The following is a 15,635-nucleotide window of genomic DNA, read 5'->3' on the forward strand; positions in this document are numbered from 1 at the left end:
CCCGGCAGAGGAACCTTCCGCGACAGGGCATCTTTTCAGACCTTTCTTACCCTCCTCCCACCCCGCCAGCCGATTGATGCAATCGACTCACTGGCCTTTGACCCCTTATCACGAATTACCTACAATCGCGCAAACTCATCACGTCTCGGAAATCACATCATGAGCCAAGTCACTCATAGCAAACTGCTGATCTTAGGGTCAGGCCCGGCGGGTTACACTGCCGCCGTCTATGCCGCCCGTGCCAACCTCAATCCGCTGCTCATCACCGGCATGCAGCAAGGCGGTCAGCTGACTACCACCACCGAAGTGGAGAACTGGCCCGGTGACCCCGAGGGTCTGACCGGTCCGGCCCTGATGGAGCGCATGAAAGAGCATGCGGAGAAGTTCGACACCCGCATCCTGTTCGATCATATCAATGAAGTGCAACTGACCCAGCGCCCGTTCCGCCTCAAGGGCGACAACGGCGAATACACCTGTGATGCGCTGATCATCGCCACCGGTGCCTCCGCCAAGTATCTGGGCCTGCCTTCCGAAGAGGCCTTCAAGGGCCGCGGCGTCTCCGCCTGTGCCACCTGTGACGGCTTCTTCTATCGCAATCAGGAAGTAGCCGTGGTCGGCGGCGGTAACACCGCCGTGGAAGAGGCCCTCTATCTGGCCAACATCGCCAAGAAGGTGCACCTCATTCACCGTCGCGACGAGTTCCGCGCCGAGAAGATCCTGATCAAGCGTCTGCACGACAAGGTGGCCAGCGGCAATATCGTACTGCACACCCACCAGACTCTGGACGAAGTGCTGGGCGACGATATGGGGGTGACCGGCGTGCGTCTGCGCAACACCCAGAACGACACCACCACCGACCTGCCACTGATGGGCGTCTTCATCGCCATCGGTCACCAGCCCAACACCCAGATCTTCGCCGACCAGCTGGATATGCAGAACGGCTATCTGAAGGTGCGTGGCGGCCTCGACGGCTTCGCCACCCAGACCAGTATCGAAGGGGTATTTGCCGCCGGTGACGTGGCCGACCACACCTACCGCCAGGCTATCACCTCGGCCGGCACCGGCTGTATGGCCGCCCTCGATGCCGAGCGCTATCTGGACGCGCAATAAGCACAAGGGATATAAAAGGCATGCCGCGAGGCATGCCTTTTTACTTTAAGGAGCCGGATGAAACAGAAAATATTGATAGTCGAGGACAGTCTGACCATTCGACGGATGCTGATCCAGGCCATTGCCCAGCAAACCGGGCTGGAGATCGATGCATTCGATACCCTGGAGGGTGCCCGACATTGTCGGGGAGAAGAGTACGTGGTCGCCCTGGTGGATCTGACCCTGCCGGATGCCCCCAGCGGGGAGGCGGTCAAGGTGTTGCTCGAGCGGGGCTTGCCGGTGGTGATCCTCACTGCCGATATCAGTGAGGAGAAGCGCGCTGCCTGGCTGGAGGCAGGGGTGCTGGACTATGTGATGAAGGATTCACGCCACTCCCTGCAGTACGCCGTCAGCCTGGTTCATCGCCTCTACCTCAACCAGCGCATCGAAGTGCTGGTGGTCGATGATTCACGCACCTCACGCCATCGCACCATGGCCCAGTTGCGCAAGCAGCTGCTGCAGGTGCATGAGGCGAGCCACGCCCGCGAGGCCCTGGCCCAGCTCGAACAGAACCCAGCCATTCGGCTGGTGCTGGTCGACTACTACATGCCAGAAATTGACGGGATCAGCCTGGTGCGCATGCTGCGCGAGCGTTACAGCAAGCAGCAGCTCGCCATCATCGGCATCTCGGTGTCGGACAAACGCGGCCTCTCCGCCCGCTACCTCAAGCAAGGTGCCAACGACTTCCTCAACCAACCGTTCGAACCGGAAGAGCTGCAATGCCGGGTCAGCCACAATCTGGAAGCACTGGAGCAGTTCAACAGCATCCAGGAGTCGGCCAATCGCGACTACCTGACCGGGCTCTACAACCGGCGCTACTGGTTCAATGAAGGACAGAAATGGTTCGAGGAACACCAGCGTCAGGAGACGCCGCTTGCGCTGTGCGTGCTCGATGTGGATCACTTCAAGCAAGTCAACGATCACTGGGGTCATGCCATCGGCGATCAGCTGCTCTGCCACCTCACCCGGCTGCTCACCCAGTTCTTCCCAGATGCCATGATCGCCCGTTTTGGTGGCGAGGAGTTTGCCCTGATGGTGCCCCACTGCACCGTACCGGTGCTGCTCAAACGGTTGGAGGGGCTGCGCCAGCAGATGCGCCAGCAACCCCTGTCCAGAGAGACGCCGCTGTTTGTTCGCGCCAGTTTCGGGGTGATCAAGGTCGGGCGCGGTTCCATGGACGAGGCACTGAGCGAGGCGGATCGCCTGCTCTATCAGGCAAAGAACACCGGCCGTGACAAGATAGTGTCGCAGGACTCATCGGCCTGACGTTACCTCGCCAGATGTTCTCCGTGTAGTACCCGCCCGACAGCTTGCCCAACCGGCAGCGTGTCGGGTCACATCTCCCCCCTTGATGACCGCCTGAGCCAGCGCCTGCTTCAATAGGTTTTGTCGACCCGCACGCCATCGTCGAAATAGAGGATGCGCACCTTGTCGCCATTCATGAACACCATGGCCGGATCGTAATCCTGAATGACGTTCACCAGCCCGTTTTGCTCGTTGCGAATAAGCAGCTCTACCAGCTTGTTTTCCACCACGGTGCCGCTCGATTGATACTGCTGCGCCGCGGCCGCCCCCGCCAATGCGCCGACCGCAGTAGCGATTTCACGGCCATGACCGCCACCAAACTGGTTGCCAAGCAGACCGCCCAGGACGGCGCCCCCCAGGGTTTTCCAGCCGGAGTGTTCTGACTCCAGAATTTGGCGCTGGGTGATGTTGCGCACCGTTTCGACCTGGCCAAACACCACCTGATTCACGGGCCTTGCCGTATTGCGCTCGTAGACTTGCGCCCAGGCGGGCGCAGTGACAAAGCAAAACAAGCTGGATACTATCAGGATAATGGCCTTCATCTATGAACCTCGTTACCTTATGTCTCGCTATCTTACCCAATTGGATGATGAGCTGTGCTGGTTTCCCGACCCCGAGCATGCCCTGGAGGAACCCAACGGCCTGCTGGCGATCGGAGGGGATCTCTCCCCTGCCCGCTTGCTGGCAGCTTACCACAAGGGGATCTTCCCGTGGAATGAACCCCACCAGCCGCTGCTGTGGTGGTCACCGGATCCCAGAGGCGTCATCCGGCCGGAACAGCTGCACATCGGTCGCACCCTGCGCAAATTTATCCGTGGTACCTCATTCGATATTTCCATCGATCGCGCCTTTAATGAGGTTATAGCGGCCTGCGCCGCGCCCCGTCGCAGTGCCAGTGGAACCTGGATTAGCACACCCATGATCGACGCCTATCGACAGTTGCACCACCTTGGCCATGCCCACTCCATCGAGATCTGGCAAGAGGGCCAGTTGCAAGCCGGCCTCTATGGCCTCTCCCTCGGCCGGGTGTTCTGCGGCGAGTCCATGTTCAGTCGTATCGACAACGGCGCCAAACTGGCCATGGTAGCCCTCTGCCGACACTTCGCCCGCCATGATGGTGCCTTGATCGATTGCCAGATGCAGAACGATTTTTTGGCCACCCTGGGAATAGAAGAGTGGCCGAGACGCCAATTTTTGACGACGCTGGCACAACTGAGCCGACAACCGCTGGCGGCCAATTGCTGGGAAACGGGGAGCATTCTGTTATGACCGAAGAAGTGATCCTCAAGGTAGGACTGACCCCGAAGCACCAATGCAGCTATCTGGGTCATGAGCAGGAGCAATTGCTGGTGTTGATGGATCACAGCCTGCTCAATGCCAGCGGCTACGAACGGCTGCTGACGGCCGGCTTTCGGCGCAGCGGCAACGACATCTATCGTCCCCACTGCCCTGCCTGCAATGCCTGCCAGTCTCTGCGCATCCACAGCGAGCGCTTCGTGCCGAGCCGCAGCCAGAAGCGGATCCGCCAGCTCAATCAGGATATCGAACTGGTGCTCAGCTACGACGACAAGCCAGAGTACTACCAGCTCTATGACCGCTACATTCGCGAACGCCATCATGACGGCAGCATGTATCCCCCCAGCCGTACCCAGTACAAGGGCTTCCTGCACTGTGACTGGATGCCGCCCCTTTATCTGGAAATGCGCAAGGATAACCGGCTGATCGGGGTCGCTACCACGGATCTGCTGCCCCATTCCCTCAGCGCCATGTACACCTTTTTCGACCCGGCCCATGCGGATCGTTCCCTCGGTACCTTCGCCATTCTGAGTCAGTTGGAACTGGCCAGAAGAACTGGCCGCAGCTGGCTATATCTGGGCTATCTGGTGGAGGAGTGCCGCAAGATGAATTACAAGCGCCAGTATCTGCCTCATGAACGATTGATACAGGGGGAATGGAAAAATATCGACAGCAAGCCCGAGTAAACTTTACACATAGCCTTAAATCCGGCATGATCCAGCGGATTTTTTGTTGTGGCTTATCAAGAGGATTCAATGGCTAAAGAAGACAGTATTGAGATGCAGGGCACTATTCTCGAAACCCTGCCCAATACCATGTTCCGTGTGGAACTGGAGAATGGTCACGTGGTTATCGCTCATATTTCCGGCAAGATGCGCAAAAACTACATCCGTATCCTGACTGGGGACAAAGTAACGGTAGCTCTGACTCCGTACGATCTCTCCAAGGGACGTATTGTTTTCCGCTCTCGCTAAGCCAGGAATTCAGCAAAAAACCCCAACCTTTCGGTTGGGGTTTTTTGTGGTTTTTCAACAGCGTTAAGCTTAGTGGGAAACAGCTTCAACATTGACCTGATAGTCAAAGCTGAGGCTGTCATTTATCAACTCAACCTTCACTACCCCCCCATCGACCAAGGATCCGAACAGGATCTCATTGGCAAGGGGTTTCTTGAGGTGTTCCTGGATGACCCGCCCCATGGGTCTCGCTCCCATGGCCCTGTCATATCCCTTCTCGGCCAACCAGTGGCGGACACCCTCGGACACTTCAAGAGACACGCCCTTGGCATCCAGTTGTACCTGCAACTCGACGATGAACTTGTCGACCACCTGATGTATCACCTGCATATCCAGATGGTTGAACCAGATGGTGTGATCGAGCCGGTTGCGAAACTCCGGGCTGAACGTCTTGTTGATCACCGCCATGGCATCGTGGCTCATATCCTGTTGCTGGAAGCCGATGGATTTGCGCTGGGTCTCCTGCACACCGGCGTTGGTGGTCATCACCAGGATCACGTTGCGAAAATCCGCCTTGCGCCCGTTGTTGTCGGTCAGGGTACCGTTGTCCATCACCTGCAACAGCAGGTTGAACACATCAGGGTGCGCTTTTTCGATCTCGTCCAGCAACACCACTGAGTGCGGATGCTTGAGCACCGAGTCGGTCAGGAGTCCACCCTGCTCAAAGCCCACATAGCCGGGAGGTGCCCCGATCAGGCGGGAGACGGTGTGGCGTTCCATGTACTCCGACATATCAAAGCGCAGCACCTCGACGCCAAGCGCCTTGCCCAACTGCTGAGTGACCTCGGTCTTGCCCACCCCGGTCGGGCCGGCAAACAGGAAGCAACCCACCGGGCGACGCTCATTACCAAGGCCCGAGCGTGACAAGCGAATGGAATCGGTCAGCACCTCGATGGCCTTGTCCTGGCCAAATACCACCATCTTGAGGTTGCGCTCCAGATTCTTCAGCACTTCCTTGTCGGAAGAGGAGACTGATTTCTCCGGGATGCGGGCAATCTTGGCCACAATGGCTTCGATCTCCTGCACATTGATCACTTTCTTGCGCTTGCTCGCCGGCAGCAGCCGTTGCCCGGCACCGGCCTCGTCGATCACGTCGATCGCCTTGTCAGGCAGATGGCGGTCATTGATGTACTTGGCAGAGAGCTCCACCGCGGCGCGGATGGCCTTGACGGTATAGCGCACCCCATGGTGAGCCTCATAGCGGCTCTTGAGACCCATCAGGATGCGGGTGGTGTCATCCACGCTGGGCTCGACGATATCGATCTTCTGGAAGCGACGCGCCAGAGCACGGTCCTTCTCAAAGATCTGGGAGTATTCCTGATAGGTGGTGGAGCCGACACAGCGCAGCAAGCCATTGGAGAGCAGCGGCTTGATGAGATTGGCCGCATCCAGCTGACCACCGGAGGCAGCACCAGCCCCTATGATGGTGTGGATCTCGTCGATGAACAGGATCGCCCCTTCCTGGCGCTCGATCTGCTTGAGCAGCACCTTGAGGCGCTTCTCGAAATCACCGCGATATTTGGTCCCCGCCAGCAGCGAGCCCATGTCCAGGGAATAAATGGTGCTGCCCGCAATCACCTCGGGCACATCACCCTTGACGATACGATAGGCCAGCCCTTCGGCGATGGCCGTCTTGCCCACCCCGGCTTCACCAACCAGCAAGGGATTGTTCTTGCGACGGCGGCAGAGCACCTGGATGGTACGATTGAGCTCCTGATCCCGCCCGATAAGCGGATCGATACGCCCTTCCAGCACCAGCTGATTGAGGTTGGTGGCAAAGCTTTCTATCTGGGCGGCAGACACATCGTCGTCGGACTCGGCATTGTTGCTGTTGTCCGGCTTGCTGTCTTTGCGCACGCCATGGGAGAGGAAGTTGACCACGTCCAGCCGGCTGATCTCGGCCTTTTTCAGGAAGTAAGCGGCCTGGGACTCCTGCTCGCTGAAAATGGCAACCAGCACGTTGGCACCACTGACTTCCGTATTGCCCGATGATTGAACATGGAACACGGCGCGTTGCAGCACCCGCTGGAAGCCCAGTGTGGGCTGGGTTTCACGATCTTCATCATCACGGGGAATAAGCGGGGTTGTTTGACTGATGAATGCGCTGATCTCTTTGCGCATCAGCTCCACGTCAGCACCACAAGAACTCAGCGCCTCATGGGCTGAGCTGTTATCCAGCAGGGCTAACAACAGGTGCTCGACAGTCATGAATTCGTGGCGCTCGTCACGGGCTAGTTTGAAAGCCTCGTTCAGCGTCTTTTCTAGATCTTTATTCAACATAGGCACCTCCCCTAGTACAGCAACAATGTGGTGTCGTCATCGCCATCAAGTCATCAGATTCAAGCCTTTTCCATGGTACACAGCAGTGGATGTTCGTTGTTACGTGCATAGGTGTTGACCTGGACCACTTTGGTTTCGGCAATCTCGGCGGTGAACGTGCCACAGACTCCCTTACCACTATAATGCACGCTCAGCATCACCTGAGTGGCCTTGTCCAAATCCATACCAAAGAACTTTTGCAGCACCTCCACCACGAACTCCATCGGTGTGTAGTCGTCGTTGTTCAGGACGACCTTGTACATGGGTGGCGGTTGCAGCTTGGTTTTCTCTGCTTCTGCAATCTCTTCATTAGCAAAGAGTTCTTTCTGCTTGCTCATAATCGCGCTTTGGTACCTCTAGATTACTACCGCCTAACACAAGATTGTCAATAGACTTGTTAACCAGATCACATCAGTTGTTAACAACTCCTTGACTCGCTCAAAAGTTAGACTAGATTGGTTACTTGCTAATCGGCGCCCGTCTGCTATGGGCTATGTTACTAGTTATAAAGGGCTGGCGCAGGTTACTCAACGACTTCAAGGTAATCAATAAAAGGATGTAGATGTATGGCAACCGGAACAGTCAAGTGGTTTAACAACGCAAAAGGATTTGGGTTTATCTGTCCGGAAGGAGGTGGTGAAGATATCTTCGCCCACTACTCCACGATACAAATGGAAGGCTACAAGACGTTGAAAGCAGGTCAAGCAGTCAACTTTGAACTGCAGCAGGGGCCGAAAGGCAATCACGCCTCTGTCATTGTGCCAAACGAAGCACAGAACATGTAAGAGTCGAACTGGATAAATAAAAAAACCGGCAAGCCGCAAGGTTGCCGGTTTTTTTATTGCTGCAATTTACAGGAGAAATTCGTTCCCCCGAGCAGACTACAAGGAAATCATTGCGCGTTGTCGTGATAGTCCTGACAGGCGCTCAGGGTATTTTCCATCAGGCTGGCAACCGTCATGGGGCCAACTCCGCCCGGCACAGGCGTGATGAAAGAGGCATGATTGCGCGCGGTCTCAAACTCAACGTCACCGACCAGAGAGCCGTCTGCCAGCCGATTGATGCCCACGTCGATCACCAGTGCCCCTGGTTTGACCCACTCACCCGGAATGAAGTTGGGTTTGCCAACCGCCACCACCAGCAGGTCGGCACGGCGAACCTGATCTTCCAGATCCTGGGTGAAACGGTGACAGGTGGTGGTAGTACAACCTGCAAGCAGCAGCTCCAGCGTCATCGGCCGGCCGACGATGTTGGATGCCCCGACTACTACCGCATGCAAACCGTGCGTTTTAACACCGGTCGTTTCAATCAGGGTCATGATACCTTTGGGTGTACAGGGGCGCAGTGCCGGGATACGCTGTGCCAGCCGACCCACGTTGTAAGGATGGAAACCATCCACATCCTTGTCGGGGCGAATACGCTCCAATACCTGAGTCGTATCGCAGTGAGCCGGCAAGGGGAGCTGCACCAGAATACCGTCAACGTCTGCGTCTTCATTCAACTTATCGATCAGTGCCAGCAACTCTTCCTGGCTCGCCGTCGCATCCAGATCGTAAGAGCGGGAGATAAAGCCCACCTCTTCACAGGCGCGCCGTTTGCTGCCGACATAGACCTGCGAGGCAGGATCCATTCCGACCAGGATCACCGCCAAGCCCGGCGCCCGTTTTCCTTGTGCCAACCGCTGTTGGACTTGCGCTGCGACCTGATTGCGAATCGTTTGCGCAACCTGTTTTCCATCAATGATTTTGGCAGACATCGTTCTTCACTCACCATGTGTTCAACTGCCGCGCATTGTCGCATTTTTTTGCCACGGGTGTTAGCGGCTCTCGCATGAAGGGCAATAAGTAGGCATTTGAATTCATTGGTGGAAAAATTCGTTGACGCTGGCTTTCCCGCTTGGGTATGATGCCGGCCCGTTGCCCAGTACAGCCGCTGTCGCTATGCTGGAGACGAGATTTTCGGTGATTAGCGCAGCCCGGTAGCGCATCTGGTTTGGGACCAGAGGGTCAAAGGTTCGAATCCTTTATCACCGACCAGGTTTTTCGACATGCCGCCAGGCTTGTCGAGGCAATGCGCCCTTAGCTCAGTCGGATAGAGCAACGGCCTTCTAAGCCGTGGGTCGCAGGTTCGAATCCTGCAGGGCGCGCCATTGATGATATGCATCTCCCCGATGCAAGCATTGATGGATATCTTCAGTGGTGGCTGTAGCTCAGTTGGTAGAGTCCCGGATTGTGATTCCGGTTGTCGTGGGTTCGAGCCCCATCAGCCACCCCATTATCCCTTTCAGAAAACATCCATTCTTATCGATTTGAATCCGGTAGACATAAACCGCTCTCCCAATGCCTAACCGTTGCTGCAAAAATGCCCGCAACGGGTCGCACAGGCGACACTCTAAAAGGCATCAGCATTGATGATGATGGTTGCCAGTAACCCGTACCAGACCTTGTGGGTATCAAAGGGAGAACAACTTGGCATGAATCGGTGGGGATTGATACAGTAAGACTTGGAGCGTTATTTGGAACGCTACTCAAGCAACGGCCACATCAGAGCAGAATAATAACCCCCCCCCTACCACACATTCAAGAAAATTCTGAATTTGATACCTAAAGAAGAGCATACTAAAGTATGCGTAAACAAGACTCCGGTTTGAGGACAATTTCAGGTGATAAGTAGAACTGCACAGTCTAATCTTGTCTTCACATACCGCCACTGAAGTCCCAATACTAGAAAGGGAGATTGGGCCACCATCCCCTTGTTATACATCGATGACTCGCCTGTTTAACAAACCAACCGGAAATAGATATTAATCATTAGCTTTCAAGATTTTTCATACCTCTTATTATACCGAAATTTCAACACCATAGGATAAAGGTATAAGAACCTAATTTCGATTTCCTTACCAAGGGAGTAGTCTGCCAACAACACCACCATCAACACCTATTAACACTCATTTAAAAAGGCCATACAAAATATGACCTTAGACTCTACACATCTATTTATACATACTACTAACCATCAACAAAACCCATATGATAATTTATTTCGCTCTCTCGAATATTTTTATTTTTTCCACAGTTTGGCTAACTGCCATCTTTGACTTATCAACAAACGCAGGCCAATTATATGATTTTGTAATAAAATCCCATGAATAATAATCTGAACCTAAATCCATGATTCTAATATATAGGATGCTCCAGCTTTCATCTTCGCAATGTGATTTTTTATCATAATCACTTTTTGTAAAACACGATTTTATCTGTTCTTTTGAGTAAAATGGGATATCAGATACAACAGGAGTATATGAATTATCGTCGTTAAGCATGAAAAAGTCTGCCATGTGCTCAACTCTACCGCCTCCAGAGTAGGCAGAACTCCATTTTGTTACTAATGCTATTGCATTTTTGGTTTTACTTACTGGGTATAAAGCCGGAAATATTTCAGCTCCATCAAAAGCCAAATCATCATCACCCAACTCATTCCTTTGCTCCACTTTACTAAAGTCCCATTCATGTACAGCCCTATACTTTCCATTTTCAAGTCGCATTTGGGTGAGTCTAAGCCCTGGCGTAGTAACATACAAACCAACAAAATCGCCATTAACCCTCCATAATTTCACCCCTTTTTCACAAAAAGCAGTGTTGCTGCATACTAATGCATAGTCACTATGTTTAACGCTTAAAGCTGTAAAGGGGGATGGTTTTATTTCATCAGCAATTACATTGTTCGATAACAAAAACAAAAAAAACACAGACAAGATATATTTCATTGCATCACCTATCATTACCTTATTTTATCACGGAGAGAAGCGATTCTTTTTTCTATGGCAGCAACGTTCCTTTTATCATTCTTTGACTTATATAGAGTTAAGGCCCGCTGATAAGCATTTAAAGCTTCTACACTATTTTTACTTGTACCTTTAACACCTATTAAATTCGGGTCGTGATACCGCCCCCAACTATATGAATAAACACGATAATTATATATTTCACTACTTAAAAATGGAAACACCCCATCCTTTATTTTTGATGACAAGTGTTGCGCGCTTAATATGAAAACAATATCATTGAGTTTACTCAATCTATCGAGATAGCCATTAAACCCACCATTAATAAGCGCAACAACCATATTAAAATCATCATGTTTTGCATACTTTGATACATTCTTATATATATTGTAAAACCAGAAGGCCGATTTTATGCAGTGAGGGAATTTTTCAAGTTTCTCCCTAGCAGTATCACTTGATGTAAAATCTTCCTCAGCATATCCCTCATATTTGGCATATATTTCCTGCCAAGTGATCTGAATAAACCCACGTCCAAACCAAGGTGAATATTCCTTGCGTGCACCACCATATTCCACCGTTTGCATAAAACCATCACTCTCATGATAACATTGAGCAAGAAAATGGGCTTTTTCTCTGCACGTGGACATATTGAAACTTCTGAAACCATCATTTATCTCTGGTAAATATACTTCTAACTTTTTCTTATCTATTTTTGGTGCGATCTGGACAAGCTCATCAATAGTTATATCACGATCGCATGCACACTCTGTATATTTATCTTTGATAAGCCCCATCATCCCAGCCGGATGAATAAACCAGGGTTTGGTATCAACCAATACCGAGATCGCGTTGGCATCGTCTATCCACGCCATATTGTTGTGTACCTGCATGGCATATTCATAGAGTTTCGGCTGCTCAGCCAACTCCTGTTTTAAGCGCGGCCACTCCTGGCCTGGCTTTACCCATTCGCTTTTGTGCTTGATAAACAACATGCGCAACTTGCCCGCCAATTCCTCATCGGCCAGCGCGGCCTTGATATCATTGCCGCTCAGGGTGCCATCGTTGTCCTTGTCTGTCACCAGCTTGTCATAGAGAGTGCTAAAAAACTCGCCTCCTTCTTTACCTTCGGTATCAGCTTTATCTAAAAATCCGTCGGGGTCACTACTGCCATCGACCAACTTGACACCCAACTTGTGCCAGTCGTGCTGACTGACCACTTCGACATCACTACCCTGTAATACGAACTCGCCAGCCAACTCCCCGTCCGCAGCAGTCCGTTCACGCACCTTCACAAAGTTGTTGGCACCGTGAGTGACAATATCAGACTCTTTCACCGCTAACGGTAAGACCTGTGGCCCAAAATTCGCTACACCGTGAAAACCATGTTGACTATCGTTGGTAAGGCGATAGGTAGTGACCTCTTTCTTTACTAGCAGGTAGCCCTGGCCACCAGTTACCCGTGCCTTGTTATTGATGCAATCTTCAAGCGCCTGTTTGTCATTCTTCGCAACAAACATCTCAAAGTGCACTGCTTTGCTATCGGCATCCTTCTCGAAGCCGCTGGCTCCGGCAGTGGCTAGCTCATGCTCACCCCAATGACCGATGATCTCTCCGGCCTGCACCGGTATCGGGTTTGCGCTGCGGTCAACGACCGCATCGTCTTTGAATTCGACAGGGATACTAGGTTCAGCGGTCAGTCCGGCCCCCATCTTGCTTTTTGCCAGCCAACCGGTGGCCCCTTTGCTGGCATTGGTCATCACCTGATTGGCGCTATCTTTGACGGTACCACTACCCGCCTTGAACACCTGTACTTTACGAAACTCAGTCGTGCCGCCATTGAGGTTCACCATCTGTGGTGGCTCAGTGGATACCACCACCTCACTGCCAGCAGGCAACCCCATACTACCCACTGTGGTGTCAGCAGTTTTACGTAGCCATGTATTACCAGGGACCTTATGGCGAGCCGGTTTGCCTTCTGGTGGTGTCATCCACTTCGGCTTTTGTGGAAATTCCTGCTGTAATTGGCTTGCTGCAATATGGAACAGGCTGTCCGGGTCATCAACGTAGTGCACCAAATAGTAATCATGGGGCTCATCGTTGTGGTTAAACAGGTTCTTCACTTCCTGGCCGACCAACTTCACTTCGGCCCCCCTTTTCGCATAGACAGGTTTATCGCCAGACAGCCGACGTGTCAGCTTGGGAGGATGTCCCTCGACCACCGGTTTATAGGTGGACACACCTGTCCCCTTGACCATTACTCGCGCAGCCTCGGAACTGTTGTAGCTGTTCTCACAGGCGATGTGCATGTAGAGGCTGTAGAAAGTCAGACGATTCTTGTTCTGCTCACCGGCTTCGTAGCGATGACGTACCAGACAAAACGAAGGGGAGGTATACAAGTCAATCTTTCCCTCTGGCTTGCCCTCTTCGGTGCTACGGGTCGCCTTGGCTGGTTTGGTCGCCAGTCGGTAGGCCACGATCTCCCCATCAGCAATCGCGCGCACAGCGCCGCTCGGGTGCCAGCCTCCGCTTTGACTGAAGTGGATACCACCGTGCCAGATACGGTTGCGGCCTATCGGGAAGGTACCGCTCTTGAGACCATTGATCTTCTTGATAAACTCATCGATGGATGCAATCTCGCTGGAGCCATTTTCACCCGCCAGTTGCATGGGATAGACGATTTTCATCTTTGTTATTCAATCCTAAATTGTTCGTCGAACATCAAGCGGAGGGCTGATAATCGCTATCGGGCTCCAGCGCCTTGAGCAACGCTTCCATCGCCTTCTCGGTGGCAATAGCCTTAACCAGTTCAACCAGTTCAGGGGCTTTCACCATTTCCACGCCTTTGGGGATGATAGGAGGCTGACCTGCCCAGCCAGAGCCAGAACCTGCGCTGCCGCCGGCATTGAGTTTGATGGCGGGGCCCACCAGCTTGATGCCGCTAGGATCCACTTTGACAAAGCTGCCGCCCCCCTTGAGGGTTATTTCAGAACCCGCCTCCAGCACCAGCTTGTCGCCCACCTTGATATGCACTTCCTGACCGGCTTCCACCAGCAGGGACTGCCCCAGTTTCTGGTGCAGGCTGGCATCCACCGTCAGCGAGTAGTCGGCTTTTATCTGGTCGCGCTTTTCACCCTCCACCGTCAGGTGGTCGTTGGCCTTGATGCGGGTCACCCGCTCGTTGTCGATATCGGTGTGCTGGTCGTGCTTGATGTGCCAGGCGGCATCATTTTCGATAAGCACGTTCAGGTCTTTCTGACCGTGGATGTAGATCTCTTCCTGCCCCGCCTGGTCTTCGAAACGCAGTTCGTTGAAACCCTCCCCCTGATGGGTTTCGGTGCGCAGCACGGTGCGGGTCTTGTTGGCAGGTAGCTCATACGGCGGCCGGTTGGTGGCGTGATAGGTGCGACCGGTCACAATGGGCTGGTCGGGGTCGCCTTCCAAAAAGGAGACGATGACCTCGTGGCCGATGCGCGGGATGGCCATCATGCCATATTGGCCGCCGGCCCAGCCCTGGGATACTCGCACCCAGCAGGAGCTCTGGTCGTTGGAGCTGCCGTAGCGGTCCCACGGGAATTGCAGTTTGACCCGGCCGTGTTCGTCGCAGTAAATCTCTTCCCCTTCGGGGCCCACCACCATGGCGATTTGCGGGCCATCCACCATCGGCTTGTGAGGTGCCTCCGGGCTGCCGATGCGCGCCCGCCAGGTGGTGCTGGCTTTTACCACCCCGAATTCGTTGTGGTAGACGGTGGGGCCGCTGCCCCCTTCCTCTTCCAGCGCCTGCGGCTGCAAGCCGGTGTGCTGGATGCGCACAATTTGCCAGTCGGTGTTGAGGCTGCCGTTGGGGTGTTCGGTGAGTGAAAACGTCTGGCCCGGCAGCAAGGCCGCGCAGTTGGACTTAGCCTGGCCCGCCGCTGCGTCATTGCGAAGCGCATCCAGCCGATGTTGGGCAAAGGCCTTGCCGCTCGGGTCCGCTTTGTAGCGGCCCGGGAAATCGAAGTGCTGGTAGGTATCCCGTTGATGCTCGAGCTCCGCCCCCACCTTCTTGTGGGAAAGGCCATAAGCCGGGGTCTTGAAGCTGTAGTCCTTGAGCTCCACATCCGACGGGCGTACCGCCTCCCGGTAGTGGAACTGGCGCACATAGGGGCCTTGCTCGAGAGAACGGTTGCCGAGGTTGAAGAAGAGCTCGGGGCCTTGAGTCAATGCCGCCGCGTCGTCGGCAAACACAATGCGGTGCTTGCCCTCTTCAAACTCGTGGAAGTAGAACATCCCCGCTTCGGCGGCGAGGCGGTTCACAAAATCGAGGTCGGTCTCGCGATACTGAACGCAGTATTCCCGCTTGGCATGTTCGTTCTTGAGGGCAAAGGCGTAATCGGTGATGCCGTGCTCTTGCAACAAGATTGAGAGGATTTCGTCAGGCTTCTGCGCCTGGAAGATGCGGGAGTTCTGGCGCAAAGAGAGCCGCCACAGGGCCGGCTGCACCATGAGCTGATAGCGGGTGCGGCGAAAGCCGCTGTCACCCTGCGCGAAGTCACTGACCACCCCGCACACCCGGCGCTGCAGCTCACCGTTGTACCACACCATCAGCTCGCACGGCTGGTCCAGCACGGCACCAAAGTCGATGTCGGGCTGGGCACTCGCCAGCTCCAGGCGCAGGTTGAACGGCCGGTTGAGTGCTTCATCCAGCGCAAACTCGGCCACCACGAAGGTGCTCTCGGGCAGGGCCCCCACCTTGACGGTAAATTGTAATCCTGTGCTGTCTGCCATGAAGT

Annotated in this window: 13 protein-coding genes and 3 tRNA genes; 9 read left to right on the forward strand and 7 right to left on the reverse strand. The window is 54.0% G+C overall.

What is annotated here, in order from left to right; genetic code table 11:
- The first annotated feature begins 159 nt into the window (after window positions 1-159).
- Window positions 160-1,110: a thioredoxin-disulfide reductase gene (gene trxB, locus OKC44_RS17355; RefSeq protein WP_017409663.1), complete on the forward strand. Its 951-nt coding sequence runs from the start codon at window positions 160-162 to the stop codon at window positions 1,108-1,110.
- 57 nt (window positions 1,111-1,167) lie between these two features.
- Entirely contained in the window at window positions 1,168-2,415 is a 1,248-nt protein-coding gene (locus OKC44_RS17360; RefSeq protein ID WP_011705738.1) for a response regulator, read from the forward strand.
- A 110-nt stretch (window positions 2,416-2,525) separates the two neighbouring features.
- On the opposite strand, the gene OKC44_RS17365 is transcribed toward OKC44_RS17360, so the two are convergent.
- Window positions 2,526-2,996: a glycine zipper 2TM domain-containing protein gene (locus tag OKC44_RS17365; protein ID WP_270814314.1), complete on the reverse strand. Its 471-nt coding sequence runs from the start codon at window positions 2,994-2,996 to the stop codon at window positions 2,526-2,528.
- Between the two features lie 19 nt (window positions 2,997-3,015).
- Here OKC44_RS17365 and aat point away from each other — a divergent pair, with 19 nt between their 5' ends.
- From aat to infA, 3 genes are all read left to right on the forward strand, one after another.
- Entirely contained in the window at window positions 3,016-3,723 is a 708-nt protein-coding gene (gene aat / locus OKC44_RS17370; RefSeq protein ID WP_270814317.1) for a leucyl/phenylalanyl-tRNA--protein transferase, read from the forward strand.
- A complete protein-coding gene (locus OKC44_RS17375; protein WP_270814319.1) occupies window positions 3,720-4,436 on the forward strand; it encodes an arginyltransferase in 717 nt (238 codons plus the stop codon). Before aat ends, OKC44_RS17375 begins: the two co-directional genes overlap by 4 nt.
- Window positions 4,437-4,505: 69 nt before the next feature.
- Window positions 4,506-4,724 (forward strand): translation initiation factor IF-1, encoded by a 219-nt coding sequence (gene infA, locus OKC44_RS17380; RefSeq protein ID WP_005300033.1) that lies wholly within the window; start codon window positions 4,506-4,508, stop codon window positions 4,722-4,724.
- Between the two features lie 69 nt (window positions 4,725-4,793).
- On the opposite strand, the gene clpA is transcribed toward infA, so the two are convergent.
- On the reverse strand, window positions 4,794-7,043 hold the full coding sequence (gene clpA, locus OKC44_RS17385; RefSeq protein ID WP_203092604.1) for an ATP-dependent Clp protease ATP-binding subunit ClpA: 2,250 nt from the start codon (window positions 7,041-7,043) through the stop codon (window positions 4,794-4,796).
- A gap of 59 nt (window positions 7,044-7,102) precedes the next feature.
- Window positions 7,103-7,420, reverse strand: coding sequence for an ATP-dependent Clp protease adapter ClpS (gene clpS, locus OKC44_RS17390; RefSeq protein WP_005300028.1), 318 nt, complete (start codon window positions 7,418-7,420; stop codon window positions 7,103-7,105).
- A gap of 228 nt (window positions 7,421-7,648) precedes the next feature.
- On the opposite strand from clpS, the gene cspD reads away from it, so the two are divergent.
- Window positions 7,649-7,867: a cold shock-like protein CspD gene (cspD, locus tag OKC44_RS17395; protein WP_005300025.1), complete on the forward strand. Its 219-nt coding sequence runs from the start codon at window positions 7,649-7,651 to the stop codon at window positions 7,865-7,867.
- Between the two features lie 107 nt (window positions 7,868-7,974).
- Here the strand turns inward: cspD and folD are convergent, their stop codons facing one another.
- The gene (folD, locus tag OKC44_RS17400; protein WP_270814322.1) at window positions 7,975-8,838 is read right to left on the reverse strand and encodes a bifunctional methylenetetrahydrofolate dehydrogenase/methenyltetrahydrofolate cyclohydrolase FolD; all 864 of its coding nucleotides are present in this window, start codon (window positions 8,836-8,838) and stop codon (window positions 7,975-7,977) included.
- 203 nt (window positions 8,839-9,041) lie between these two features.
- On the opposite strand from folD, the gene OKC44_RS17405 reads away from it, so the two are divergent.
- The 3 genes from OKC44_RS17405 (at window position 9,042) to OKC44_RS17415 (ending at window position 9,356) form a co-directional block, all read left to right on the forward strand.
- A tRNA-Pro gene (locus OKC44_RS17405) sits at window positions 9,042-9,118 on the forward strand.
- 36 nt (window positions 9,119-9,154) lie between these two features.
- Window positions 9,155-9,231 (forward strand) — tRNA-Arg (locus OKC44_RS17410).
- Window positions 9,232-9,280: 49 nt separating this feature from the next.
- Window positions 9,281-9,356: transfer RNA gene (locus tag OKC44_RS17415), tRNA-His, on the forward strand.
- A 763-nt stretch (window positions 9,357-10,119) separates the two neighbouring features.
- On the opposite strand, the gene OKC44_RS17420 is transcribed toward OKC44_RS17415, so the two are convergent.
- From OKC44_RS17420 to tssI, 3 genes are read right to left on the reverse strand one after another with little or no spacing between them, the layout of a single operon-like run.
- Window positions 10,120-10,848 (reverse strand): hypothetical protein, encoded by a 729-nt coding sequence (locus OKC44_RS17420; RefSeq protein ID WP_270814324.1) that lies wholly within the window; start codon window positions 10,846-10,848, stop codon window positions 10,120-10,122.
- Between the two features lie 14 nt (window positions 10,849-10,862).
- Window positions 10,863-13,550, reverse strand: a complete 2,688-nt coding sequence (locus tag OKC44_RS17425) for a glycoside hydrolase family 19 protein (RefSeq protein WP_270814325.1) — start codon at window positions 13,548-13,550, stop codon at window positions 10,863-10,865.
- Window positions 13,551-13,584: 34 nt separating this feature from the next.
- Window positions 13,585-15,630, reverse strand: coding sequence for a type VI secretion system Vgr family protein (gene tssI, locus OKC44_RS17430; RefSeq protein WP_270814327.1), 2,046 nt, complete (start codon window positions 15,628-15,630; stop codon window positions 13,585-13,587).
- Between the last annotated feature and the right edge of the window lie 5 nt (window positions 15,631-15,635).

This window comes from Aeromonas sp. S41-2, assembly GCF_027705845.1.
In the GTDB taxonomy this organism is placed as follows: domain Bacteria; phylum Pseudomonadota; class Gammaproteobacteria; order Enterobacterales; family Aeromonadaceae; genus Aeromonas; species Aeromonas hydrophila.